The organism is Streptomyces yamdrokensis, assembly GCF_053890455.1.
The window spans coordinates 3,741,184-3,764,558 of the sequence record NZ_CM132679.1; the positions used below are offsets into that span (position 1 = coordinate 3,741,184).

The 23,375-nt window shown below is 70.9% G+C and carries 20 protein-coding genes; 14 read left to right on the forward strand and 6 right to left on the reverse strand.

The window, feature by feature from the left end; all coding sequences use genetic code 11:
* Positions 1–20: 20 nt before the first annotated feature.
* Genes ACWZEH_RS16500 through ACWZEH_RS16510 form a run of 3 tightly spaced genes read right to left on the reverse strand, consistent with a single transcriptional unit; the run spans position 21 to position 3,431 of the window.
* Complete coding sequence (locus tag ACWZEH_RS16500) at positions 21–389, reverse strand: DUF742 domain-containing protein (RefSeq protein ID WP_456199244.1); 369 nt, start codon at positions 387–389, stop codon at positions 21–23.
* Complete coding sequence (locus tag ACWZEH_RS16505; RefSeq protein ID WP_456199631.1) at positions 386–787, reverse strand: roadblock/LC7 domain-containing protein; 402 nt, start codon at positions 785–787, stop codon at positions 386–388. Before ACWZEH_RS16505 ends, ACWZEH_RS16500 begins: the two co-directional genes overlap by 4 nt.
* Before the next feature lie 13 nt (positions 788–800).
* Positions 801–3,431, reverse strand: coding sequence for a sensor histidine kinase (locus tag ACWZEH_RS16510; protein ID WP_456199246.1), 2,631 nt, complete (start codon positions 3,429–3,431; stop codon positions 801–803).
* 450 nt (positions 3,432–3,881) lie between these two features.
* Here ACWZEH_RS16510 and ACWZEH_RS16515 point away from each other — a divergent pair, with 450 nt between their 5' ends.
* From ACWZEH_RS16515 to ACWZEH_RS16565, 11 genes are all read left to right on the forward strand, one after another.
* Positions 3,882–4,559 carry a Crp/Fnr family transcriptional regulator gene (locus ACWZEH_RS16515; RefSeq protein ID WP_456199248.1) on the forward strand — a complete coding sequence of 226 codons (678 nt, stop codon included), beginning with the start codon at positions 3,882–3,884 and terminating at the stop codon, positions 4,557–4,559.
* A gap of 198 nt (positions 4,560–4,757) precedes the next feature.
* A complete protein-coding gene (locus ACWZEH_RS16520; RefSeq protein ID WP_456199249.1) occupies positions 4,758–5,666 on the forward strand; it encodes a hypothetical protein in 909 nt (302 codons plus the stop codon).
* Entirely contained in the window at positions 5,663–7,705 is a 2,043-nt protein-coding gene (locus ACWZEH_RS16525; RefSeq protein ID WP_456199251.1) for a hypothetical protein, read from the forward strand. Before ACWZEH_RS16520 ends, ACWZEH_RS16525 begins: the two co-directional genes overlap by 4 nt.
* Positions 7,702–8,610 carry a hypothetical protein gene (locus tag ACWZEH_RS16530; protein ID WP_456199253.1) on the forward strand — a complete coding sequence of 303 codons (909 nt, stop codon included), beginning with the start codon at positions 7,702–7,704 and terminating at the stop codon, positions 8,608–8,610. The genes ACWZEH_RS16525 and ACWZEH_RS16530 overlap by 4 nt, the downstream gene beginning before the upstream one ends.
* Positions 8,607–9,128 carry a Pycsar system effector family protein gene (locus ACWZEH_RS16535; RefSeq protein ID WP_456199255.1) on the forward strand — a complete coding sequence of 174 codons (522 nt, stop codon included), beginning with the start codon at positions 8,607–8,609 and terminating at the stop codon, positions 9,126–9,128. Before ACWZEH_RS16530 ends, ACWZEH_RS16535 begins: the two co-directional genes overlap by 4 nt.
* Before the next feature lie 444 nt (positions 9,129–9,572).
* Positions 9,573–10,022, forward strand: a complete 450-nt coding sequence (locus ACWZEH_RS16540) for a DUF6153 family protein (protein WP_456199257.1) — start codon at positions 9,573–9,575, stop codon at positions 10,020–10,022.
* A gap of 102 nt (positions 10,023–10,124) precedes the next feature.
* On the forward strand, positions 10,125–10,757 hold the full coding sequence (locus tag ACWZEH_RS16545; RefSeq protein WP_456199259.1) for a DUF305 domain-containing protein: 633 nt from the start codon (positions 10,125–10,127) through the stop codon (positions 10,755–10,757).
* 695 nt (positions 10,758–11,452) lie between these two features.
* Entirely contained in the window at positions 11,453–12,694 is a 1,242-nt protein-coding gene (locus ACWZEH_RS16550) for a SpoIIE family protein phosphatase (RefSeq protein WP_456199260.1), read from the forward strand.
* 196 nt (positions 12,695–12,890) lie between these two features.
* On the forward strand, positions 12,891–13,784 hold the full coding sequence (locus ACWZEH_RS16555) for a phosphorothioated DNA-binding restriction endonuclease (protein WP_456199261.1): 894 nt from the start codon (positions 12,891–12,893) through the stop codon (positions 13,782–13,784).
* 239 nt (positions 13,785–14,023) lie between these two features.
* Entirely contained in the window at positions 14,024–14,227 is a 204-nt protein-coding gene (locus ACWZEH_RS16560; protein ID WP_042163016.1) for a cold-shock protein, read from the forward strand.
* A gap of 325 nt (positions 14,228–14,552) precedes the next feature.
* Positions 14,553–16,121 carry a DEAD/DEAH box helicase gene (locus ACWZEH_RS16565; RefSeq protein ID WP_456199264.1) on the forward strand — a complete coding sequence of 523 codons (1,569 nt, stop codon included), beginning with the start codon at positions 14,553–14,555 and terminating at the stop codon, positions 16,119–16,121.
* Between the two features lie 4 nt (positions 16,122–16,125).
* On the opposite strand, the gene ACWZEH_RS16570 is transcribed toward ACWZEH_RS16565, so the two are convergent.
* Together ACWZEH_RS16570 and ACWZEH_RS16575 are read right to left on the reverse strand one after the other, a co-directional pair.
* Complete coding sequence (locus ACWZEH_RS16570; protein WP_456199266.1) at positions 16,126–17,139, reverse strand: MBL fold metallo-hydrolase; 1,014 nt, start codon at positions 17,137–17,139, stop codon at positions 16,126–16,128.
* A 98-nt stretch (positions 17,140–17,237) separates the two neighbouring features.
* On the reverse strand, positions 17,238–18,194 hold the full coding sequence (locus ACWZEH_RS16575) for a serine hydrolase (RefSeq protein ID WP_456199268.1): 957 nt from the start codon (positions 18,192–18,194) through the stop codon (positions 17,238–17,240).
* 94 nt (positions 18,195–18,288) lie between these two features.
* Between ACWZEH_RS16575 and ACWZEH_RS16580 the strand changes: the two genes are divergently transcribed.
* From ACWZEH_RS16580 to ACWZEH_RS16590, 3 genes are all read left to right on the forward strand, one after another.
* Positions 18,289–19,257 carry a LysR family transcriptional regulator gene (locus ACWZEH_RS16580; protein WP_456199270.1) on the forward strand — a complete coding sequence of 323 codons (969 nt, stop codon included), beginning with the start codon at positions 18,289–18,291 and terminating at the stop codon, positions 19,255–19,257.
* Between the two features lie 589 nt (positions 19,258–19,846).
* Entirely contained in the window at positions 19,847–21,178 is a 1,332-nt protein-coding gene (locus ACWZEH_RS16585) for a lipase family protein (protein ID WP_456199272.1), read from the forward strand.
* Between the two features lie 171 nt (positions 21,179–21,349).
* Entirely contained in the window at positions 21,350–21,718 is a 369-nt protein-coding gene (locus ACWZEH_RS16590) for a hypothetical protein (RefSeq protein ID WP_456199274.1), read from the forward strand.
* A gap of 27 nt (positions 21,719–21,745) precedes the next feature.
* On the opposite strand, the gene ACWZEH_RS16595 is transcribed toward ACWZEH_RS16590, so the two are convergent.
* The gene (locus tag ACWZEH_RS16595) at positions 21,746–22,870 is read right to left on the reverse strand and encodes a sugar ABC transporter substrate-binding protein (protein WP_456199633.1); all 1,125 of its coding nucleotides are present in this window, start codon (positions 22,868–22,870) and stop codon (positions 21,746–21,748) included.
* Positions 22,871–23,375: the final 505 nt, after the last annotated feature.

The window sequence follows — 23,375 nt, forward strand, 5'->3', positions numbered from 1 at the left end:
CTTGCCTTTCCGTCTCACACTCACAGTGCGCGCAGTCCTTCGAGTACTTCTCTGATCATGCGGACGCTGGGCCGCGCCGCCGGGTCGGCGGGCTGCCGCACCCGGATGGCCTGGGCGTTGAAGAGGTCTCCGAGCAGGACACGTACGACCCCCACCGGCAGGTTCATGTGCGCCGCCACCTCGCTCACCGGGCGCGGTCTGCGGCAGAGGGCGAGGATCGCCCGGTGCTCGGGTTGCATCTCCACCTCGTGCTGGAGGGTGTCGGCCGTCGCGATCACGAAGGCCACCAGGTCGAAGAAGTAGCCCTCGTTGCGGGTCCGTCCTCGCACCATGGCGTACGGGCGGACAACCGGGCCGGCCGCCTCGTCCACCCATTGCGCATGGGTCATCGGGATTCGACCGACATGTGGAAGCCGAGACGTTTGACCAGCATGGCCATCTCGTAGGCGACGACGCCGATGTCCGCGCCCTGGCGGGTCAGCGCCGTCAGACAGGAGTTGTCGCCCGCCGCGCACACGAACAGGAAGCCGCCCTCCATCTCCACCATGGTCTGGAGCACCGCACCACCGCCGAAGTGGCGGCCGGCGCCCTTGGCGAGGCTGTGGAAACCGGAGGCAACCGCAGAGAGCCGTTCGGCATGGTCACGGTCGAGTGCCTCGGAAGCACCGAGTAGCAGCCCGTCCGTGGACAGCAGGACGGCGTGGCCGATCTCCGGCACGTTGCGCACCATGTCGCTCAGCAGCCAGTCGAGTTGGGAGCCCGTCTCGGACGGGCCGACCTGGGTCATGTCAGCCACGCTGTCAACCACGCTTTCTGGGAGTGGGGGTGTGGGCGGGGAAGGCGGTGTGCGCGTCGTGGCCGAGGGCGTCGCCACGCGGCCGGCCCGCCGGGTCGCCGGGGACGGCGTACTGCTCCACCCGGGCGCGGGCCGCGCCCGCCTGGAGGGCGGACATCATCGAACGGACCTGATCGGGGCGTTCGGCCACGCGGTCGCGGAGCCGTTCGCCCGGGGAGGGCTGGGAGACGGCGGGGCCGCGCGTCGCCGCCCCGGCTGCTGCCCGTGCCGGTCCCGGTGCCGCTGCCGGTGCCCGTCCGGGTACCCGTGCCGCCGCCGGTGGGCCGACACGCCGCTCGTAGTCGGTGCGGCCCCAGTCCATGAGTTGTCCGCGACCGCCGGTACCGCCGCCCACGGTGACCTCGTCCGAGAGATTCGCCTGGGGTACGCGGACCGGGAGGCCGTCAATCATGCCGCCCTGCGCTGGGATGGGACCTGCGGCAGGGCGGGGGCGCGCCGGTGCCGGTGCCTGTGCCTGTACCGGTGCCTGTGCCTGTGCCGGTGCCTGTGCCTGTGCCGGTGCCGGTGCCTGTGCCTGTGCTTGTGCCGGGCGGGGCGGAGCCGCCATCGGGGTGGGGGCGGGTGCCGGGGCCGCCACCGGGGCCGGCGCCGCGTGAGCCGGTGCGGGTGTCGGTTGGCCCGTGGGTGCCGGGGCCAGGGCCTCAAGGGTCGGCGGGGCCGGGGGCTCTGACGGGGGCTGGGTCCGCTCCAGCAGGTCGTCCGGGATGAGGACCACCGCGTTGACGCCGCCGTAGGGCGAGCGGCGCAGGGTCACCTCGATGCCGTGGCGATGGGCCAGGCGGCCCACGGTGATCAGGCCGAGACGGGTGCTGTCCAGGGTGGTGACGTCCAGCGGGGCGCTGAGGCGCCGGTTGGCCGCGGCCAGTTCCTCGGGCGGCATACCGAGGCCGCGGTCGTCGATCTCGATGACCAGGCCACTGGCCGCGTTGCCCACGCTGACCCGGACCTCGCTGTCGGAGGGCGAGAACATCTCCGCGTTCTCGATGAGCTCGGCGAGCAGGTGGATGACGTCGGCGGCGGCACGGCCCTGGATGCCCACCGTGGGGACGGGCAGTACGACGACCCGCGCGTATTGTTCGGTCTCCGCGATGCCGCCGCGGACGACGTCCACCGCGGGGACCGCCCGGCGCCAGAACCGGCCCGGCGCGGAACCGGAGACGATCAGCAGGCCCTCGGCGTAGCGCCGCATGCGGGTGGCGAGCTGGTCCAGTTCGAAGAGCCGGTCCAGGGCGTTGGCGTCCTCCTCGTGGCGTTCCATCACGTCGAGCAGGCTGAGCTGCCGGTGGATGAGAACCTGGCTGCGGCGGGCGAGGTTGACGAAGAGCTGGTTGATGCCCTGGTGCAGGCGGACGTCCTCCCGGGCGAGGTCCACGGCGGTGCGTTGCAGCGCGTCGAAGGCGGCACCCAGTTCCGCCATCTCCCGGTTGACGAAGACGGGGCTCTTCATACCGGTGTGGACGTCCACCGTCTCGCCTCGGCGCAGTCGGCCCACGACGTCGCGGAGTTGGTCGTCGGTGAGGTTGCGCGAGGAGGTGTTGAGGCGGTTGATGTCGCCGACGAGGGAGCGTGCCATGCGGATCGACATCACGACCGAGACGATCAGCGAGGCGAGGCTGAGCGTGCCCGCGACGATGAGTTCGATGAAGGCGCGGCGGGCTGGAGGGCCGGTTCGGGTGAACACCAGGTGGATGTAGTCGAGGGCGGTCGTACTGGTCACCTTGGCCGTGGCGTCGAAGGCGGCACGCCACTGAGCGAGGGTGAAGGGGAGCGTGCGGGCGGTCGGGCCCGCGTCGATGAGGCTGTCCTCCAGGGCGGCGACCTTGGCCATCGTCCCGCCGGGGGCGGCGAGCTCCAGGAAGGGCTTGCGCTGGTCGGTGGGCAGCCGGGCGATCACCTCGGCGCTCAGCAGCCGCCGTGCACCGATGGTCTGGACCAGGGTGCGGTAGGCGGCGGGGCTCAGCCGGCGGTCGGGGGTGGCGGCGGTGGCCGAGATCAGCGCGTCCTCCTGGGAAAGGAGGTCGCCAGCGGGCACCTGGGTGTAGAGGGCCTGGCCGAACTCCTGAGCGTCCTGGTCCGGGAGGATCGTCATGGTGCGCAGCGCCTCGGCGATGTCGTCGTTGATGCCCGTGTAGGCGGCCATGATCTGGTCCGGCGAGCTGGTGCCCGCGTCGGTCCCGCGTCGGATACCGGTCAGGGTGGCGAGGGACTCCTCGGCGCGGTCGACACCCTCGCGCACCGAGTCGCTCTCCGCGCGGCGCACCTCGTCGTTGTGCGCCTCCTTCAGAAACGCCGCTATCGCCGCGTCGCTGGCCGCGCGCCCGGCGGCCAGCGACGCGGTGTCGCCGTCCGGCACGGTGGCCGCCACGACCGCCTCCCGCCGTTCGGTCTGGAGGGCCACCACGGCGCGGCCGAGGGGGGCGGCGAGGTGATTGCCGATGGTGTCCACGCGCGAGAGGGTCAACGCGTTGCCGAGAGCCAGGTAGGCGGCGTAGCCGCAGAGCGCGGCCAGTGACACCAGTGGAAGCAGGAGAAGCGCGGTGAACTTACGTCGGATGGACCAGCCCTGACGATTCATTGAGGACCTGTCGAGTAGTGCGGTGGCGCGCGGCTGCCGGCGGACGCGACGCGGAGAGCGCGTCCTCCACGACATGAGCAAGATGTGCGGCTCATGTGCGGGCCGAGTGGAAAGGAAGCTCGAGGCCATGGCGGAATCTCCGCGTCCTGATCATGGTAGGGCGGATCTGACGAGCCGTTACTTAATATCGTTCGACGTTTTCGTTAACGCCGACCGAAGCTCCCGCTGTCGCGCCGCACACGGGTGGTCCGGGCGGAGTCCGGGTCCGCCGGCGCCGTGTCGCCGAAGCCCATATCAGGGCGGGCCGCGCCCCGACTGACCTGATGTCCGTTGCGAAAGTGTTGGTAGCGGCTGCAGATCAGCGCGCCGCTTGGTGCCGTACAGGGAGCGGCGTTTATCGGACACAGTCGCTGGACCGGCAGTGGATGCGGTCGAGGCAGCGTAGAACTCATGAGAGGCAGGGGCGGACGGGAAAGGCAACGAGTGCTGTCGGACAAGGCGTGGCACGAGCTCCGGGACCAAGGGCCGACCCGCACCTTTCGCGAACGCAGCGTGATGCTGAGGCAGGGCTCTGCGGGGACACACCTGCTCGCCCTCACCGCCGGTCTTGCCAAGGTTGTACGACGGGAGCCGGGCGGAGTCGTAACTTGGCTGGCCTTCCGGGGGCCGGGTGACTTGCTGGGCGAGGTTTCCGTCTTCCACGACACCCTGCGGACGGCGGAAGTAGTCGCTCTCACCCCCTGTACGGCCGTCGTGCTGGAGGCTGAGCGGTTCCGCCGCTTCGTCGAAGATCATGGACTCATCATGGATTTGATGCGTCAGGCCCTCTCCCGGTTGCGAGAGTCCGATATACACCGCACCGAGCTGCTGACCCTGCCGCTGGTCGTCCGGCTTGCACGAGCCCTTCTGCGGCTGGTCGAGCTCAACGCTTTCGGCACCAAGTCGGATGTCGTACGGCTGACCGGTCTGAGTCAGGAGGAGATCGCCCAGGCAATCGGAGTGACCCGCAACGCGGTAATCACCGGGCTGCAGCGGCTGCGTGACGCCGGCGCGGTGGAGACGGCTCGCAGAGTAGTCGTGGTCAAGGACATGCAGCTGTTGCGGAACTGGGCGATGAGCTCCTCGTAGGACACCTGCATTCATCGGCCCAGGCCGAACGGGCATACCCGTACAGCGGCAACCGGTCACTCACATGCGTCTCCGCTGTGATGTGGGACACCTGCTCAACGCCCTGTGCTGTGCAGTCGGACGAACCGAACCGACAGAGGCTCGGAGCAGCCGGCCACCGGCTTCGTCACCGGCCCACCGTCCACGAGGAGATCACGCATGTCTACGCCCATGCCCGCCCCCCACGCCGAGAGCCGACTGCTTCCTCCCTACCGGGCTCTGTTCGCCGTCGACGCGAAGGACTTCACCGGCCTTCCCGCCGTGCAGCACGGCCCGGTGAGCCAGCTGATCCCGGAACTCGTCGACCAGGCGTTGGAACGCGCGGCACTCCATGAGTTGCGTGACTCGAAGCGGTTTCCGGCCAATACCGGAGACGGGGTGGTGTTCGGCTTCGACCCGGCGCTGCTGCCCTTCGTCCTCTGGCCGTTTCTGGGAGTGCTGGACGACGTCCTCGGCGCGTACAACAGGCAGTGCGTCGGTCCCCGTATCCGGCTCCGGGCCAGTGTTCACGTCGGACCACTGCCGGACGCCGACAGTCCCGGCGACGGCAACGGCACGGCCCGGAACGACACACATCGGTTGCTGGACTCCCGTCCGGTCAAGGCCATCCTTGCTGCGTCGAGCGAAGAGGTCACGCATGTGGTTGCGGTCATCTCCCAGCGCGTCTACGAGGACGCGGTACTCGGTGCCTACACCGGACTGCACCCTGATCGTTGTGTGGAGGTGCCGGCCACCGTGGAGGGGAAGAACTTCTCGCAGCGGGCTTGGTTGTACGTTCCGTCTCCGTCGGGGAACCTCGTCCAGGCCGGGTTGCGACCGCGAGAGGAGTCCGCGGAGCAGGTCGGCGCGCCTGCCGGTCAGGAGCGGGATCCGGTGACTCGGCCCGGCACGCACTACAGCGGCAACACCCAACGTGTGGGCGAGGGCGCCGCATTGATGGGAAACGTCGGACGGGACTTCACGTACACCGGCTCTTCCACCTCGTACCACGGCACCAACCAGCACTGGGGCGGCGGCGACAACGTAGCGGGCGACAAGCGGGTCGGTGAATCCGGAGACCACCGGTGAGCACCGACACGAACACCGCTCCGGCCTTGCACGGCCCGAACGCCGACGGCCGGCCGGACCAGGCAAGTGCCTACCGTGAAAACCAGCAACGGCTGGATCAGGGCATTGCGGTCATGGGTGGGATCTCGGGTGACGTGACCGTGATCAACGGTGCCCGGCTCGATGAAGCCGTCACGGACCAGATCGTCAAACCCCGCCTGCGGGAGGGCCCGTACCCAGCGGATGACGTCCACACCCGCTTGCGCGGGTTCGTCGAGCCGCCGACTTACGCGCGTTGCCGAAAGACGCTGGACAGCCGGCTCCTCGTCCTGCGGGCCCGCAGTAGCTCAGGAGCAGGCACCACCGCATTCGCACTGCTGGCAGAACTGCACGGGACCGACGGCGTCACCGGTCTGGACTCGTCGGAGGATCTCGCTAGTTGGCGCCCCAGGGAAGCACGAGGTTACCTGCTCCAAGGATTGTCCTCGGGAGCGGCTGACTCACTCGGCGAAGTCGGACTCACCGCGCTGGCCGACCTGCTGCGTCAATCGGGTGCCCATCTGGTCGTCACGGTTCGGGCGGAGGTGACGCTCCCCCGTGACACGACGCCTTGGCAAGTCGTACACCACCCGCCGCTGCCGGCCGATGTAGCTGCCGGACTTCTCAATGCCATGGCCAAGGCGGGCGAACTCACCCGTGCACAGAAAATTGAGGCGCTGGGGCACCTCGGCTCAGCGGACTTCGCCGGTCACCTGCATGCCCACCCGCTGCCACAGGACGCTGTCGAGGTGGCAGAGGGGCTGCGCGAACTCGTCACGTCAGGGAAATCCGGCACGTCCGTACTCGACGGGCTGCGGACCGGCAGCTCCGCGGCGGCTCACCGGGCGCTGGCGGAATCGAGCCACCGAGCGGACAGCCTCTCCCTGATGGCGGCGATCTCGTTGCTGGCCGGACAGGACCGGACGATCATCGAGGAATTCAGCGCGATCCTGCGCCCCCTCATCGACGAACGCGACGGCCCGGCACCGGTCGGACAGGAACCACAGGCACGCCGTGACCTGCTCGGCCCGGCCTTCGAGGAGCGGTTGGAGTCCGTCGGCGCCCGCGTTGTGCCCACCTGCTCCATGGCGGTACAGCGCTACCCCGTCCAGCCGGTCGTCTTCTCCGGACGGCACCGGTCGGACGCCCTGCTTCGGTGCCTTTGGCTGGACTACGAAGGCATGGCTCCGCTGTTGTGGAAAGCCCTGGACGAGACTCCCCACCACACCGGTATCGAGCTGGCGGCGGGGCGGGCGATCGGAAAGGTTCTGGTGCACGCGACGGGGCCGAACACTCTGCGCCAGTTGGTCCCCTTCGCCGCCTCGGACAAACGCTGGCGCCGTCGTCTGGTGGCCTACGCGCTCGGGGAGATGGTCCAGCACCCTGTCCTCACTGGAGCGGTACGGGATCAGCTGCGCCACTGGAGCCGGGCCGTCTCGGTACCTCTCCGCTGCACTGTGGCCGAGACCTGCGCAGGCAGTTACGGCCTGGCCCGCCCCGCCATCGCTCTGAGCCTCTTGGACGCCGCTCTCAACAATCCGGACGAGGATCTGGATCGCAGATTGCGCTCCGCGGTTTCTTTCGCTCTCAGCGTTCTTCTTTCCGAGAAGGCCAACCACACGCCGGTCCTCGATCGCCTGCGGTCGTGGCAGGCAGCAGAGCCAGGCACACAGCACCACACCATGGTGGTGCACGTCATCGATTCGATGAGTCGTACGACCTTCCCCCCGGCCGGCGCGCCCGGCCCAGAGCGCCTACGTCTCGCAGACCTGCTTGCTGATCACTTTGATCGGGCCTTCGATCTCGTGGTCACGGCTCTGGACGATCCAGCCACATACGAAGCGACCGTGACGGGTCTCTCCCTGATCGAGAGCGACCCAGGACTACGGCAGCAGACCGCATTCCCACAACTGCTCAGTGCTCTCTCCGGCGTGGCCCGGAGCCACCGCGGCGTCCTGCGTTTCGTCCTGCGCCGCCACCGCGCCCGTACGTTCCCTCCGGCAGAAGGACTCGCCTCATGACCGGCCCGCTCATCACATCTCTGGGCTCCTCGCCCGCCTGGCAGCTCTTCCGCCACCGCCTTGGCGTCTCAACCGACCGGGCCCTGGTGTTCCTCTCGGACGACGGGGACGACGGGGTGGTGCCACCCCGCAGCGGCGACTACTGGGGATATCCGCGCCCGACGATGCGCGCCGTGCGTCAGGGAGACTTCTACGACATCGTGTGGGTCTCGCTCGCGGAGCGGCGGATGTCGGTCGACATCCCGCGCCGGCCTCCGAAACCCCCCGCCCGCTACGGGGCCGCCTGGAAGATCAGCAACCCGGTCCTCGCGGCCAGAAACCAGATCACCGAGGAACGGGCCCGGCACCTGGTGGCCGGTCACGTCAGCGAGAACGCAGCCCTGCCCGGCACCGCCGACCCGTTGAGAAAGCCGCCGCCTCACTTCGGTACGACCGAGGTCGCTTCGCCGGGTCGGCCCCAGGTGATCGACGGCTTCGGCCTCACTTACTGGTTCCTGGACCCACCGGCCGCGTTCCTGCCCACTCCCGGCACCGGTGCGGTACCACTCCTTCCCGCAGGCTTCGGCGAAGCGCACCGCGAGGCGTACCGCTTCTACCGGGAGGTTGTCGCGGGCGGCCCCGTCGGATTGGCGGCGCTCTGGCTGCTGCATCAGCCGGAACAAGCACGAGAGGTGCTCGATTGGACGGTGACCCACCGCGATGTCCTCTCCGACCAGAACAGCTGGGAGCACACCCTCGCCACGACGCTTCAGTCACTGACACCGGAGGACAAGGGCTTCGTCGGCGTTAATCTGGCGCGGGTTCTCAGCGATGTGGGGGTACCGCAGGGGGACGAAATTCTGCGCCGGATCAGCGACGCTGATGGCCCTGAGGACGGAAAAAACCTGTACGAGGACTTCCGGTGAACCCCCGGCTTCACCTCGTCCGCCGCCCGGGGACGGCCGATCCGGAGCACGTGGTGGAACTTTCACGCGAACTGATCGCCCAGAACCACATCGAGATAGGCCGGGCGGATGGCAAGGCCGCCGTCCTGCTGGCCACCGGGGGGACGCTGCTCGGGCTCCTTCTGGTCCGCCGACCGCCCGCCGCCCTCGGGCCCCAACCCCTGTGGTGGACGGCGACGCTCACCACAACCGTCGCCCTGCTGCTTCTCCTGACAGCGCTGCTCCCCCGCTACGGACCGAAAATCAGGGAGAGCTCACGCGCTCTCGCCTACTTCGACGATGTGGTCAGAGCGGAGAAACGTGCGGAACTAGCGTCCGAGCTCCTCCTGACCAGCTCTGACCCACGCCCCCGCCTGTTCCGTGCCTTGACCGCGACCAGCCGGATCGCCCGTAACAAGAACAGATGTGTGCACGGAGCCGTTCTCATGCTATTGCCGGCCGTCGTCTCCGTGGGTGCGGCGCTGCTCTTCGACGCCTGAGGGAATGGCAAGGGGCTGTCCCAGGAACTCCTGGCCACGCGGCAGGGCGGGCGCCACGAAGAGGTGTACTCCAAGCTGCCGGGCACCTGCCCTGGTGGTCTCGGTTCTGGTCTCATTCGCCGGTGTACGGCGCCGTTCAGACGTCCTACCCGCCTCGGCACCGCCGCAGGCCGGAACACACCCGACCTTCCTCGGCCCCCAAGCGAACATGTGGAAAGCGTGGTGGGGCAACCCTTCACGAGTTCGAATCTCGTATCCTCCGCCGGTGCCTCACCGGGCACGATGCCGAAGGGCCCCACCGTTCGCGGTGGGGCCCTTCGGCGTGGCGTGGTCGCGGTTCGGCTGCACTCGACGTCCTCGGGCGCCGGCGGACCGGCCCGGACGTGTTGCCTGTCGCGGGCGAGAGCGCCCGCCTGCCCGCGGAGGCCGACGAGATTCCGTAGCATGAGAGCCGTGACAGTCCGTGCACAGCTCCGCCGCGCGCCGTCGCCACCGACGTGGTGGCCGACGCTGCTGGTGCTCGGGCTGCTGACCGGGTTGTTCGGCATGCATGGCCTCGCTCCGGGCGGCGCGACCGACGTCACCGGCCGGCACTCCTCCGTCGGCCATCACGCCTCCGCCGCCGCACACGCCGCTGCGCGTGAGGACATGACGGGCTCGGTGAGCGCCGAGTCCGTCTGCCACGGCGGCAGTGACGGCAGCGGGCACGCACAGCACGCCGACGCGACGTGTTCCTCCGGTGCCGTCGGCGCGGGCCCGGTCCTTCCCGCGCTGCTGCCCGACCCCACCGGTCAGGCGGCGTCGCCGGCCGGCGGCCACCGGTCCACGGCAGCCGAGCCGGAGGGCGGTCGTGCGCCGCCTTCGCTTGCCGAACTGCAACTCCTGCGGATCTAGGACAAGGCCGGCCGTCCCCGGCCTCCGGGACACGGCACTCAGCCATGCCCATGCCGCGCCCCCGTGTGCGCAGCGACTCACATACTCCGCAGGAGTTCACTCATGACCAGCATCCGTTCCCTCGCCCGGCGCACCGGCCTCGTCGCCACGGCCGCGACCGCCGCCCTCGTCCTCGCCGCCTGTGGCGGCGACGACGGCTCCGGCACCGGTTCCGGCGCGCAGACGTCGGCCTCGGCGAGCGCCGAGGACACCGCCGGCGCCCACAACGGCCAGGACGTCTCCTTCGCGCAGGAGATGATCCCCCACCACCAGCAGGCCGTCCAGATGGCGGAGATGGCCGCCACGCAGGCTTCTTCCCCCGAGGTCGAGGACCTGGCCTCCCGCATCGAGAAGGCCCAGGGCCCGGAGATCGAGACGATGTCCGGATGGCTGGAGTCCTGGGGCGAGGACGTGCCCTCGTCCATGCCCGGCATGCACCACGGAAGCTCCGACGCATCCGGCATGCCCGGGATGATGGACCCCGAGGACATGGACGAACTGATGAAGGCGTCCGGCAAGGGCTTCGACACGATGTTCCTGACCATGATGGTCGAACATCACGAGGGCGCCGTGGAGATGGCCGCCACCGAGAAGGACGAGGGCCGGTACGGGCCGGCCAAGAAGCTGGCCGGTGACATCATCACCGCACAGACCGCCGAGATCGAGGAGATGAACAAGCTCCTCGGCAAGAACTGACGGCACTCGCGTCCGGGGTTCGGGAGTCGCACCGACGCGGCTCCCGAACCCCGCACACGCCTGTCCCGTGCCAAGCAGCCCTGCGCCCCTCACCTGCTCGCCCCTCACCTGCTCGCCCCGTACTGAAAAGCCCCTCGGCACGACACCGCGCCCGCACCGGCCACGAGGTCGACGTGGCCGGTGCGGGCATCACCGACGGACACGCGAAATCCCCGCTCCCGGCCATCGGCGAAGCCGGCTGGAACGGCGCCATGGGCATCGCCCGCATCGAACGCCTCCGCCACCTCCGTGAGCTCATCACCCGGGCCGACCGCTACGACATCACCCGCACACGCCCGCTGTGCTTCAGCGGAGCGGGCTTCGACGAGGCGTACGCCGCCGCCGAGACCCCACCGGACACTCGACCCGTCGACCCGTCGACCCGTCGGCCCGGGGAAACCTCGACCCGTCGGCCCGGGAAAACCTTGCGGCCGGACGCAGCCGGGTCGGCACGGCGTTCGGTGTGCCGTACCCGTGGTACCCGCCGGACGACGCGCGCCGCCCACCCGTCGCGGCCCGCACCGGCCACGAGGTCGGCGTGGCCGGTGCCGGCATCGCCTCCGGCGAGCCGACGGACCGCCGCGCGCGGCTGAACGCGCAGTCGGGGCCCGGGGACAGGACAGGACAGGACAGGGGGGCCGGACAGGAGAGCGTTTGTGACCACACCGCGGATCGACTACCGGATGTTGTTCGCCATGACGCCCAGCCCTTATCTGGTGCTGGACCCCGACCTGGTGGTCGTCGAAGCCAACGAGGCCTACCTGTGGGCCACGGGCCGGACCCGGGAGGAGATGATCGGCCGACGCCTCTTCGACGTCCATCCCGACAATCCGGCGGACCCGGACGCCGACGGGGTGGACAATCTGCAGGCCTCCCTGCAGCGGGTCATCCGCTCGAAGGAACCGGACACGATGGCGGTGCAGAAGTACGACATCCCGGTCTCCGGCCGCCCGGGAGTGTTCCAGGAGAAGTGGTGGTCGCCCGTCAACACACCCGTCCTCGGACCCGACGGAGAGGTGTGGTGGATCATCCACCGGGTGGAGGACATGACCGAGTTCATGCTGACTCGCCCCCGCCGCCCCAGGCCGGACCACCCGGGCGGGGAGCACAAGGCCATGGAGGCCGAACTGTTCACGCGGGCGCAGGAGCTCCAGCGCCTCAACGAGGAACTCCGCGAGGCCCACGACCGGGAACGCCGTACCGCCCTCACCCTCCAGGAGGCCATGCTGCGCTCCCCGGACCTGGCCGGTCACCGCGAGATCGCCGTGCGCTACCTGCCCGCCGCCCGGTCCCTCAACGTCTGCGGCGACTGGTACGACGTGGTGGACCTGTCCGACGACCGGTTCACCGTCGCGGTCGGCGACGTGGTCGGCCACGGCCTGGAGGCCGCCGCCGTCATGGGCATGCTCCGCAGTGCCCTGTCCGCCGCCGTCCGCGCCATCGACGAACCCGGCAAGGCGATGGACGTCCTGAGCGAGTACGCCCGCACCTTCGAAGGCGCACTGGCCACGACCGCGGCCAAAGCCGTCGTCGACACCCGCCGGCAGCACCTCACCTACACCAGCGCCGGCCACCCCCCGCCCTTCCTGGCCCGGCCGGACGGCACCGTCGTCCTGCTCGACCAGGCCACCGACCCTCCGCTGGGCGTCCTCACCGATCCCGCCCCGCGCCCCCAGGCCACCGTGTCCTACACCCCGGGCGACACCCTCGTGCTCTACACCGACGGACTCATCGAACGCCGCGGCGAGGACATCGACGCCGGCCTGCACCGCCTCGCCGACACCCTCAGCCGTCACACCTCTCTCCACCCCGACCATCTGGCCGACACCCTGCTCACCCGGCTCGGCGTGGCCGACGGCGGACGGGACGACGTCGCTCTGATCGTCGTCCGCCTGTGAACCGGCCTCCGGCGGCCCGGCGGCTCGGCTGCTGCTGCTGAACCGACGAGGACCGTCCTTCACCCGAGCGAGGCCGTGACCGGGACGGGAGACCGGTCACGGCCTCGCACCGTCCTGCCCACCCGGGCGCGCCCGGTGCGGCTGCCCCGGGCGGCGACGATCTCCGTCCGACGAGGCGCCACTACGATCGCCGGTCATGGACTGGCTCGAGCGCGCCGCGAATCTGAGGCAGTGGACCAGAGGCGGAAGCCGCGCTCCGCACAAGCCGCTGCTGCTCCTGTACGCGCTCGGCCGGTTCCGGCGGGATGCCGACGGCGAGCTGCGCTACAGCGTCGTGGAGGAGGAGCTGAAGCAGCTGCTGGCCGAGTTCGGTCCGCCCCACCGGACGACACCCGCCTACCCGTTCCACCATCTGGTGAGCGACGGGGTGTGGGAGGTGCGCACCGAACACGGACCGGGCAGCCCGGGAAGCGGGGCGCGGGAGCTACGGGCCGCCGGTGCCGCGGGACGGCTCACTTCGGAACTGCGCACGGCACTGCGGCGAGAGCCGTCGCTGCTCGGCCGGATGGCACGGGTCCTGCTCGACCTGCACTTCCCGCCCTCACTCCACGGTGACCTGTGCGAAGCCCTCGGTCTCGGGCCGGGGCCGTCCGGGACCGAACCGCTCTCGACCGTGCGCAGGAGGCGGGACCCGCGGATGCGGGAGCGGGTGCTGACGGCGTACGAGTACCGGTGCGCGTTCTGCGGCTACGACGGAAGGGTCGGCGCCGTGCCGGTCGGGCTGGAGGCCGCGCACGTTCGCTGGTGGGCGTTCGACGGCCCCGACGACGTGGACAACGGACTGTGTCTGTGCTCACTGCACCACAAGCTCCTCGACAAGGGTGTTCTCGGCATCGGTGAGGGGCACCGCATCCTGGTCTCGCAGCGCTTCGTCGGCCACAGCCCCGCCGCCCGCGAGTACGTCACAGCGCTCGCGGGCCGCCCGCTCGTCGGCCCTCGGCCGGGTGCCCTCCCCGTCGCCGCCGCCCACCGCTCCTGGCACACCAGCCAGGTCTTCCACGGCAGCCCACGACCCGCCACGGCCGGCTGATCACCCGGTCGCGGCCGACGGCTGATCGCAGCGGCTTTCCATCTGTGTTAAAGTGAAGAGTTGCAATTTTGGTTACCAGAGGCTTGTGAGTGCTCTTCCGACCTTCCGTCGACGAGCACTCTTTTTCGTGCTTGGAGGGCTTCGCGGCTTTCCGGGGGATTACAGCCGGGTGAATCATTGTTGCGACGACGGGTCCCACAAGGTGTGGGTCTCGGGCACTGCCCTCAAGGAGATTCAGCATGGCATCTGGCACCGTGAAGTGGTTCAACTCGGAAAAGGGCTTCGGCTTCATCGAGCAGGACGGCGGCGGCCCCGACGTTTTCGCCCACTACTCGAACATCGCCAGCTCCGGCTTCCGTGAGCTTCAGGAAGGCCAGAAGGTTACCTTCGACGTCACGCAGGGCCAGAAGGGCCCGCAGGCCGAGAACATCGTTCCCGCCTGACCCGTACGCTGACACCGTCGGCGGCGTCTGACGCCGCCGACGCGCAGTGTGTGGCCGGGACCCCGCATCCCTGTGGTGCGGGGCCCCGGCCCACTGCGTTCCCCGGTCCGGCAACGAAGCCGGCGCCGCACTCGTGCTCGCGGCCCGCAACGCGCGGTCGCCTGCCGCTGCTTCACCGCGTCCACCGGTCGGCGTCCGCCGACCCGCCGATGCCGTGATGCACTGATCCACCGTTTTTCGGCTCATTCTTGCGAATTCTCATGCGGCCGGCACCTCGCCGTCAGGAGGAATTCCTCGATACGTGCCGCATCGAGGAAGGTTCCGCATGAACCGCAACCACACAGCTCGTTCGAACAACAGCACCGGCAACTCCGGCTCGTCCCGCTCCCGTACGGACAAGGCCGCGGGTTCCGCGGCTTCCGGCCGGGGCGGCCGCTCCCGCTCCCAGGGGGCGGGTGGCCGCCAGGGCGCTCCGTCCCGCGGCGGGGCCAAGGGCGGCCGCGGCGGCGGCCGCGGAGGTCGCCCCGCCGCGGCCGGCGGGGAGTTCGCGCCGCCGGTCACCCTCACCCCGGCACTGCCGCCGGTCGAGACGTTCACCGAACTCGACATGCCCGAGCAGCTGTTGACCGCCCTGAGCACCGAGGGCATGAGCACCCCGTTCCCGATCCAGGCCGCGACGCTGCCGAACTCGCTGGCCGGCCGGGACGTACTGGGCCGCGGACGTACCGGCTCGGGCAAGACGCTGGCCTTCGGTCTGGCGATGCTGGCGCGCACCGGCGGGCAGCGGGCCGAGCCCCGGCACCCGCTGGCGCTCGTCCTCGTTCCCACCCGGGAGCTGGCCCAGCAGGTCACCGACGCTCTCACCCCCTACGCCCGCGCGCTGCGCCTGCGGATCGCCACGGTGGTCGGCGGCGTGTCGATCGGCCGGCAGGTGAGCGCCCTGCGCGGCGGTGCCGAGGTCGTCGTCGCGACGCCCGGCCGGCTCAAGGACCTCATAGACCGGGACGACTGCCGCCTGGACCAGGTCGCCATCACCGTCCTGGACGAGGCCGACCAGATGGCCGACATGGGCTTCATGCCGCAGGTGACCGCCCTGCTCGACCGGGTGCGTCCCGGCGGCCAGCGCATGCTGTTCTCCGCCACGCTGGACCGCAACGTCGACCGCCTGGTGCGCAACTACCTGCACGACCCCGTCGTCCACTCCGTCGACCCGTCCGCGGGCGCGGTCACCACGATGGATCACCACCTGCTGCACGTGGACGACGACGACAAGCACGCCACCGCGACGGAGATCGCCGCCCGCGACGGACGCGTGATCATGTTCCTGGACACCAAGCACGCCGCCGACCGGCTGGCCAAGAAGCTCCTGGCCGTCGGTGTGCGGGCCTCGGCCCTGCACGGCGGGAAGTCCCAGTCCCAGCGGACCCGGACCCTGACCCAGTTCAAGGACGGCCACGTCACGGTCCTGGTGGCCACCAACGTCGCGGCCCGCGGCATCCACGTCGACAACCTGGACCTCGTCGTCAACGTCGACCCGCCCAGCGACCACAAGGACTACCTGCACCGCGGCGGGCGCACCGCCCGCGCCGGGGAGTCCGGCACGGTCGTCACGCTGGTCCTGCCGCACCAGCGCCGGGAGATGAGCCGCCTGATGGCCGACGCCGGCATCACCCCGCGGACCACCCGGGTACGTCCGGGCGAGGACGAACTGAGCCGCATCACCGGAGCCCAGGCTCCGTCGGGCGTGCCCGTCGTGCTCACTCCGCCGCCCGCCCAGAACCAGCCCGCCCGCACGGGGTCCCCGTCCCGGAGCCGGCGCAGCCGCCGCCCCGGGCAGACGGCCCGCCGCAGCGCGGCCGGCAACGCGGTCGGCAAGGGGAAGAGCGGCCGCTGAAGGATCACCGGGAGGGTGCCGGGGCGGTGCCGCGCAGGCCGGCGTCGTACACCGTGCGGTAGTCCGGGACGACGGTGCGGGTCGTGGGGGACGCCTGGGCGACCTGCGTGAGGAAGCCGTCCAGGTCCATCGCCGGGTCGCGTACGGGGGAACCGCTCAGCGGTACCTCGAAGTTGTCCCAGTGGACGGGGACGACGACACCGGGCCCGTCCAGTGCCCGCATCAGCCGGGGTACGTACTGGTGTGTGGCGGCGCCCGCGGGTACGGCGATCATCGCGAGGTCGGGGCGCAGCCCCCGCACCGCCCGCTCGCAGAAGTCGCTGGCTCCCATGAGGAACGCCGACGGGCCGCCCCGGCCCGCGGTCACCCGGAAGGCGAGGGTGTCTCCCTCCGGCAGGTCCGAGATGGTTCTCGGGGCCTTCGCGGGGCGGGAGTTCAGCGTGCCGGGGGCGAAGTAGGCGCACTTCTTGTTGCGGCTGTGCAGGCTCGGCACGACCTCGACGACGATCCCGCCGAAATCCAGCACCTCGCCGCCCTTCACCACGGAGATCTGCCCCGCGTCGACTCCCAGGGCGACCAGCAGGTGGTACGTGGTCTCGGTGCCGACGACGCGGGCGCCGGTGGTCCGGGCGATGTACGGCACGTCGCCGAGGTGGTCCCAGTGGGAGTGGCTGACCAGGACGAGTTCGGGGCTGCCGATGTGCGCGTCGACGGCCTCCGGCAGGGTCCGCAGGCGGGTCCCCGGGTCGAAGGCGCCGTCGAAGAGGCCCGTGGAGAAGCGGGTGAGGTACGGATCGAAGAGTACGGTCCGGTCGCCGACGTCGATGCGCCAGCCGGCGGTGCCGAGCCAGCGGAACGACGCCGCGCCGGCGTCGACGGCCGTGGCAGGGGCAACCGCGGTGGCGGCGGTGGCCGCGGTGGCGGTCGCGGCCGGGATCAGCGGGGCGGTCGCGCCGAGTGCGGCACCGCGCAGTACCGTACGACGGCCGAGGCCCGCGAAACGTGTTTCCTTGGTCATGGCGCCAGCAGATCAGTGCGTGAACTCCCGTGTCCAAGACCGGAATTCGGCTCAGCCGATAGGCGAACGCATATGCGCTCCGGTCAGGTGGGGTCGGGTCACCGGCCCTCGCCCCGGAGAAAACCGACCGCGATTTCGGCGGCCCTGCCCATCGCGGCGTCCACCGTGGGACGGGACGCCGCCAGGTCGTGCGTCCGCGCGAAGACGGCGATCGCGTAGCACCCGCCGTCGGGATAGCGGACGACGCCCGCCTCCATGTGCAGCCCCGGCAGGGTCCCGGTCTTGGCCGCGACCGCCACGTCGTCCGGGAAACCCGACACCAGCCGGTGCCGGAAGACCTGGCGCGCCATCAAGTCGCGTACGAGCGCGCAGGCTTCGGGTGGGCCGGCGGCGTCGGTCCAGACGAGCCGGAGCAGCCGGGTGATCTCGCGGGGGGTGCTCGCCGTGGTGTGGCGGGGATCCAGCACGGCCAGCCGTCTCTTGCGGTCGTCCGGCAGGGCGGGATAGCGGACGGCGAAGTCCCGCTCGTCGCGCGCCCCGACCTCCGCGAGCATCGACTCCAGCAGATCTCGCGGTCCGCCCACGATCCTGGTCCGCTCCAGGCCGAGTTCCGCCGCGAGCAGCCGTACGGTGTCCAGGCCCACGCGGCTCAGCAGCAGGTCGGCCGCCGAGTTGTCGCTGACCGACATCGCGAAGTGGGCGAGGTCGCGCAGCGACAGTTCGACGTCGTCCAGGCATCCGGCGGTCCCCCAGCCGCCGAGCCGGTCGGCCGCGGTCACCCGTACCCGCTCCCGCGGGTCCAGCTGGCCGGCGACGGCCTGCCGGGCGAACTCCAGCACCAGCAGCACCTTGAAGATCGAGGCGATCACGACGGGGTCGTCGGCGCCGACGCCGACCTCACACCCACCCGGCTCCGCCCCGGCCCCCGCGCCGGCCGCCTCCGCACCCGCGTGCACCGGGATCGCGTGCAGCTGCCCTTCGGCCCGCGCCTCGGCGAAGACCTGCCGGATACGGACATCGGTACGGGTGGAGGTACGGGAATGATCGTCGGTCACTGTTTCCCCCTGGCCATCGGCCTGCTCCGGCGCGCCCCTCCCGCACGACCCCGCGTACGGCTCCCATCTGCCGCCTTCGCGTAGGGTCGTGACCGTGGATCTCTTGCGCCACCTGCGTCTTTTCGTCACCGTAGCCGACGAGTTGCACTTCAGCCGGGCCGCCGAGCGGCTGGGCATGGCCCAGCCGCCGCTCAGTCAGGCGATCCGCAGGCTGGAGAAGGAACTCGGTGCGGAACTGTTCGACCGCTCGCACCGCGGCGTCCGGCTGAGCTCCGCGGGTGCGGCGTTGCTGGACGAGGCCCATGAACTCCTCGCCCGGGAGAAGAGGCTGCGCACGCTGGCCCGCCGTGCCGCCGACGGCGGTCTCGGCACGCTGCGTGCGGGCGTACCGCCGGACACCACGGCCGCCGTGCTGTCCGCCCTGCTCACCGCCTGCGCGGACCACGCTCCCGGGCTGTCCGTGGACCTTCAGGAGGTCACCACCGAGGAGCAGGTACGGCTGCTCTCCTCCGGCGGGCTGGACGTCGGGCTCGTGCACCATCCGGTCGACGCGACCGAACTGCGGCTCGGCCCCGAGGTCTCGCTGGACCTGGGGGCCGTCCTGCCGCGTACGTCACCGCTGGCCCGGCTGCCGGAAGTGGCGCTCGGCGAGCTCTCCGGGCACGACCTGGTGCTCTTCCCCCGTGCGCAGGCGCCCGGCTGGTACGACCGGGTCCTCGAGGTGTGCCGCGCGGAGGGCTTCGTACCCGGCCGGGTCCGGCACGCGTCGAACCCCGAGTTCCTGCTCGCGCTGGTGACGGCGGGGCACGGTGTCGCCTTCGACCAGGGTCCGGTGGCCCGCAAGGAACCCCGCGTCGCCTGGCGGCCCCTGGCCGGCCGCCCCCTCACCCAGCGCGTCAGCGGCGCCTGGCCCACCGGCCGCGGAGCGCACCCGGCCGCCGGCCGCTTCGCCGACCTCGCGGCCGGCGTCCTGGCCCGCGACCACACCGCGGCCGCCCGCCGCTCCCCTGCCCACCAGCCACCGGACGACTCCCCGCGGCCGTGGTCGGTGGTGTACGGCTGACCGTTTTGACCGTGCGGCACGTCTCCACGTGCCGTCGGCCGATCACGGTCAGGGTCCGCCCGTCCCGTTGAAGTTGATTCCCGAGAAGTCGCAGCCACCTTGCAACACCCTTGCGGCACGGCCGCAGACATCCGGGGAAGTCGCCACGGGCCGTGCCGCCACCGCCCGCCGTCGCGCCCCGACAACCCGCCCTCGCGCCGCCAGTGACGACACCGCCGTCTCGACCACGCGCCGAGCCCGGCCCGCGCTCCACGGCACCCCACGGGCGATGGGGGCATCGGACTGCCCGTCACATTACCGAACCGTGACCTTCCTACTGCTACCGCTAGTAACTTACCGGTAGGTAAGTTCAGCCCGAACCACTTCCGAGCGGCGCGGGAAAGCCCGCGGGACGCGTGTGCCCCACCGCGCCGCCGGGCCGCCGTGCCGTCGTAGCTCCGCAGCCCCAACGCCCCAACGCCCCAACGCCCCACAGTTCCGCAACCCCACAGCTCCCCGGCTTCGCCGCCGCACCTCCCTGTCCGGGCCGATCACGGGACGCCCCGGCACGGAGGCCGCTTCCCGACAGCCGCTCCACAGGAGGTTCGCCATGCCCGCACGCCCGCGCCCCCGGCTTCTGGCCGCCGCCGTCACCGCCGCCGCCTGCCTCGGCGCCCAAGCCGTCGCGGCCGCCCCCGCCGCGGCGACGGACGAGGTCGTGTCCCGGGGTGTCACGATCCCCGCCTTCTACACCCCGCCCACGTCCCTGCCCGACGCCGACGGCACCCTCATCCGCAGCGAGCCCCTCCCGCTGGCCCTGAGCCTGCCCAGCCTCAAGGGCCCGCTGCCGGGGACCGCGACCCGGCTGATGTACAAGTCCACCGACTCGGGCGGCCGGCCGGTCGCCGTCACCGGCGCGTACATCGAGCCGTCCGCCGCCTGGAAGGGCACCGGACCGCGCCCCCTGGTCGCGGTGGCACCCGGCACCCTGGGGCAGGGGGACCAGTGCGCCGCCTCCATGGGCCTCGAGCACCCGCTGCGGTTCAACGGGCAGACGGTGTCCGTCGGTTACGAGGACCTGGTGATCTACCGCCTGCTCGCGAAGGGCGTCGCCGTGGTCGTCACCGACTACGCCGGCCTGGGCACCACCGACCGCCTGCACACCTACGTGAACCGGGTCGACGAGGCCCACGCGGTCCTGGACGCCGTCCGGGCCGCCCGTTCGGTCCGCGGGGCGTCGGTCACCGCGAACTCCCCGGTCGGGCTCTACGGCTACAGCCAGGGCGGCGGGGCGACCGCGGCGGCCGCCGAGCTCCAGTCCTCCTACGCCCCCGACGTCACCCTGTCCGGGACCTACTCCGGTGCTCCGCCCGCCGACCTGACCGCCGTCACCAAGGCGATCGACGGCAGCGAGCTGGCCGGCGCGCTGGGCTGGTCGCTCAGCGGCTTCCTCCAGTCCGACCCGTCCCTGAAGCCCATCGCCGAGGCGCACCTGAACGCGGCCGGCAGGGCGGCGCTCGACGACCTCTCGACGATGTGCGTCGGCGACGCCCTCCTCGGCTACGGATTCACCAAGAGCACCAGGTGGACCAAGGACGGAAAGTCCCTCGGCGACATCATCGCCGCCACGCCCGCGCTCCAGACCTTCCTGGACAAGCAGCTCATCGGCACGATGAAGCCGTCCGGCCCCGTGCGCCTGGCCACCGGCGTCAGCGACAACCTCGTGCCGCACGGGCAGGCCCGCGACCTCGCCGTCGACTGGTGCGCCAAGGGCGCCGACGTCACGTACAAGGCCGTCCTGCTCCCCAACGTCGGCAGCGCGCTGCTCAACCACTTCGCCCCGCTGCTGACCGACCAGGGCGACGCCGTCGACTGGCTGACCGACCGGCTGTCCGGCAAGCGGACCGCGTCCAACTGCCGGACCATGCCCCTGCAGCCCTGACAGCCGGTCCCGGCAGGGGCACCGGCCCAGGCCCGCGGCGGTCCCCGGTGGGAAGACGGGGGCCGCCGCCTTCCGCGCGTGCCCCCGTCGCGGGGCCCGACAGCCGCCACGGCGAAGTGATCCGGACCCGCATCACCCCACCGGACCGGGGCTCGGCTACGCTGTTCGACCATGTCGCACCCTGACGATCTGCTTGTCGCCATCGCTTCGATGGTCGAGTCGGACCAGGACAGCCAGATGTCACTGACCGTGGTGATCCCCGGCGCCGTCATCACCGGGCGGCTGGCCCCCGAAGCCCTGTGGCGGGAACGCGTGGCGGAGGTGCTGCGCGACTCCGCGCGGCTCAGCCACTTCGCCGTCCCGTTCGCGGAGGCCGGCCGGGGCGAAGAGCTGTCGCACCCCTCCCACCTGCACTTTCACGTCGCCCGGATCCTCCAGGGGAGCTACGGCATCCCGGACACCGGGGGCATGTACCGCGTGGCGCTCGCCGACGTGAGCGCCTGGACGGTGGGCGACATCGGGTACTCCGACCAGCAGTGAGCGGGCCGGCGGCGGCCCTTTCCGCTCCTACGGCGTGAGGCCGATCGACTCGCAGGCCGCCCGGTACTTCGTCGTACAGATGTCCTCGACGTCGTAGACGCCGTCCCGGATCACCGTGTCCTCGATGTTGTCCCGCGTCAGGGCGACCACCGGCACCAGCATCGCCGGGATGTCCTTCTGCGTCGGGCTGTCGACCCGTTCACCGGTCAGCGAGTCGAACTGGATGTCCCGCCCCTGGACCCTGGCCACCGCCATCTCGGCGGCGCCCCCGGCCTCCAGCAGGAACGACTTGTACACCGTCATGTACTGCGTGCCCGCGACGACCCGCTGCACGGCCGCCAGATCGGCGTCCTGCCCGGTCACCGGCGGGATGTCCGAGACGCCCGCCTCGTCCAGTGCCTCGATGACCGCTCCGGCCATGCCGTCGTTCGCCGCGTAGACGGCGGCGATGTCGTCGGCGCCCACGGCCTTGATCGCCTTCTCCATGTTCGCCTTGGCGACCGCGGGCACCCACTTCTCGGTGTCGTACGACTCGGCTATGTCCACGTTGCCGTTCAACTCGCTCATCGCACCCTCCTTGAACAGCGCGGTGTTCGGGTCGGCGGGCTCACCGTTCATCATGACGATCTTGCTGTTCTCCGCCTCGGGACCGAGCGCGTCGACGATCGCACGGCCCTGCACCTCGCCGACGAGTTCGTTGTCGTGCGACACGTACGCGTCGATCGGGCCCTGGGCGAGCCTGTCGTACGCGATGACGGGGATGTCCGCCTTCCTGGCCTTCTCCACGTCCGGCGCGATGGCCTCGGCGTCCACCGCGGCCACGATGATCACGTCGACCTCGTCGGCGACCAGCCGGCCGAACTGCTCGCTCTGCCTGGCCGTGCTGCCCTCGGCGTTGGCGTAGACGACCTTGCCCTCCTCGCCGGTGAGGACACCGACCCGTTCCTGGACGAGAGGGCGGTCGAACTTCTCGAAGCGCGCCGTGTCCTTGTCGGGGAGGAGGAGGCCCACGGTGATGTCGTCGCGGTGGGCCGGCGACGCGGAGTCCCCCTCTGCGCCGATGGCGTCGAGCGCACCGCACGCGGAGAGCGAGAGCACCGACAGGGCCGCGAGGGCGGCTGTCAGAGCGGTGGTGCCCCGGGACGCCCGGATCGTACGGCGTGCGGAGGTGGTGGTGGTGCTGGGGATGCCGCGGGTACGCGTGCGGGTGGTCCAGGGGTTCACATCAGGTGCCTTCCAGGCGAGAGTGCAGCGTGGCGACCAAGCGATGGGCAAGCCAACGCCGCGCGGCCCCGCAGCGTCAAACCGCGCCTTTCACGGGAACAGCCCTGTCATTCCCGGGCCTTGAGCATCTTCCGCCGGTTCCGATTTCCGGTCGGGACAGCCCAAATCGACTCCGCGGACGGCCCTCGACCCCCTTCGCCTCAAGGGATTCTGACTGAATGACATTCAATCCGGACCGCCCTGCGCGCCGATTGACGCACATGCTCACGGTATTCACGCGAAGCGGGCAGAGAATGTGCGCAGGAGTGGCACACGGGCTGCACACAGCGGCTCGCGGGTGTCGTTAGCGTTGTTGTCCCTGCTTCACCCGCTCCCACCGCGCGACGCGAACGGGCCGTCCCCGGCCCGGCGGGTGCCTGCCAACCGGGAAGAC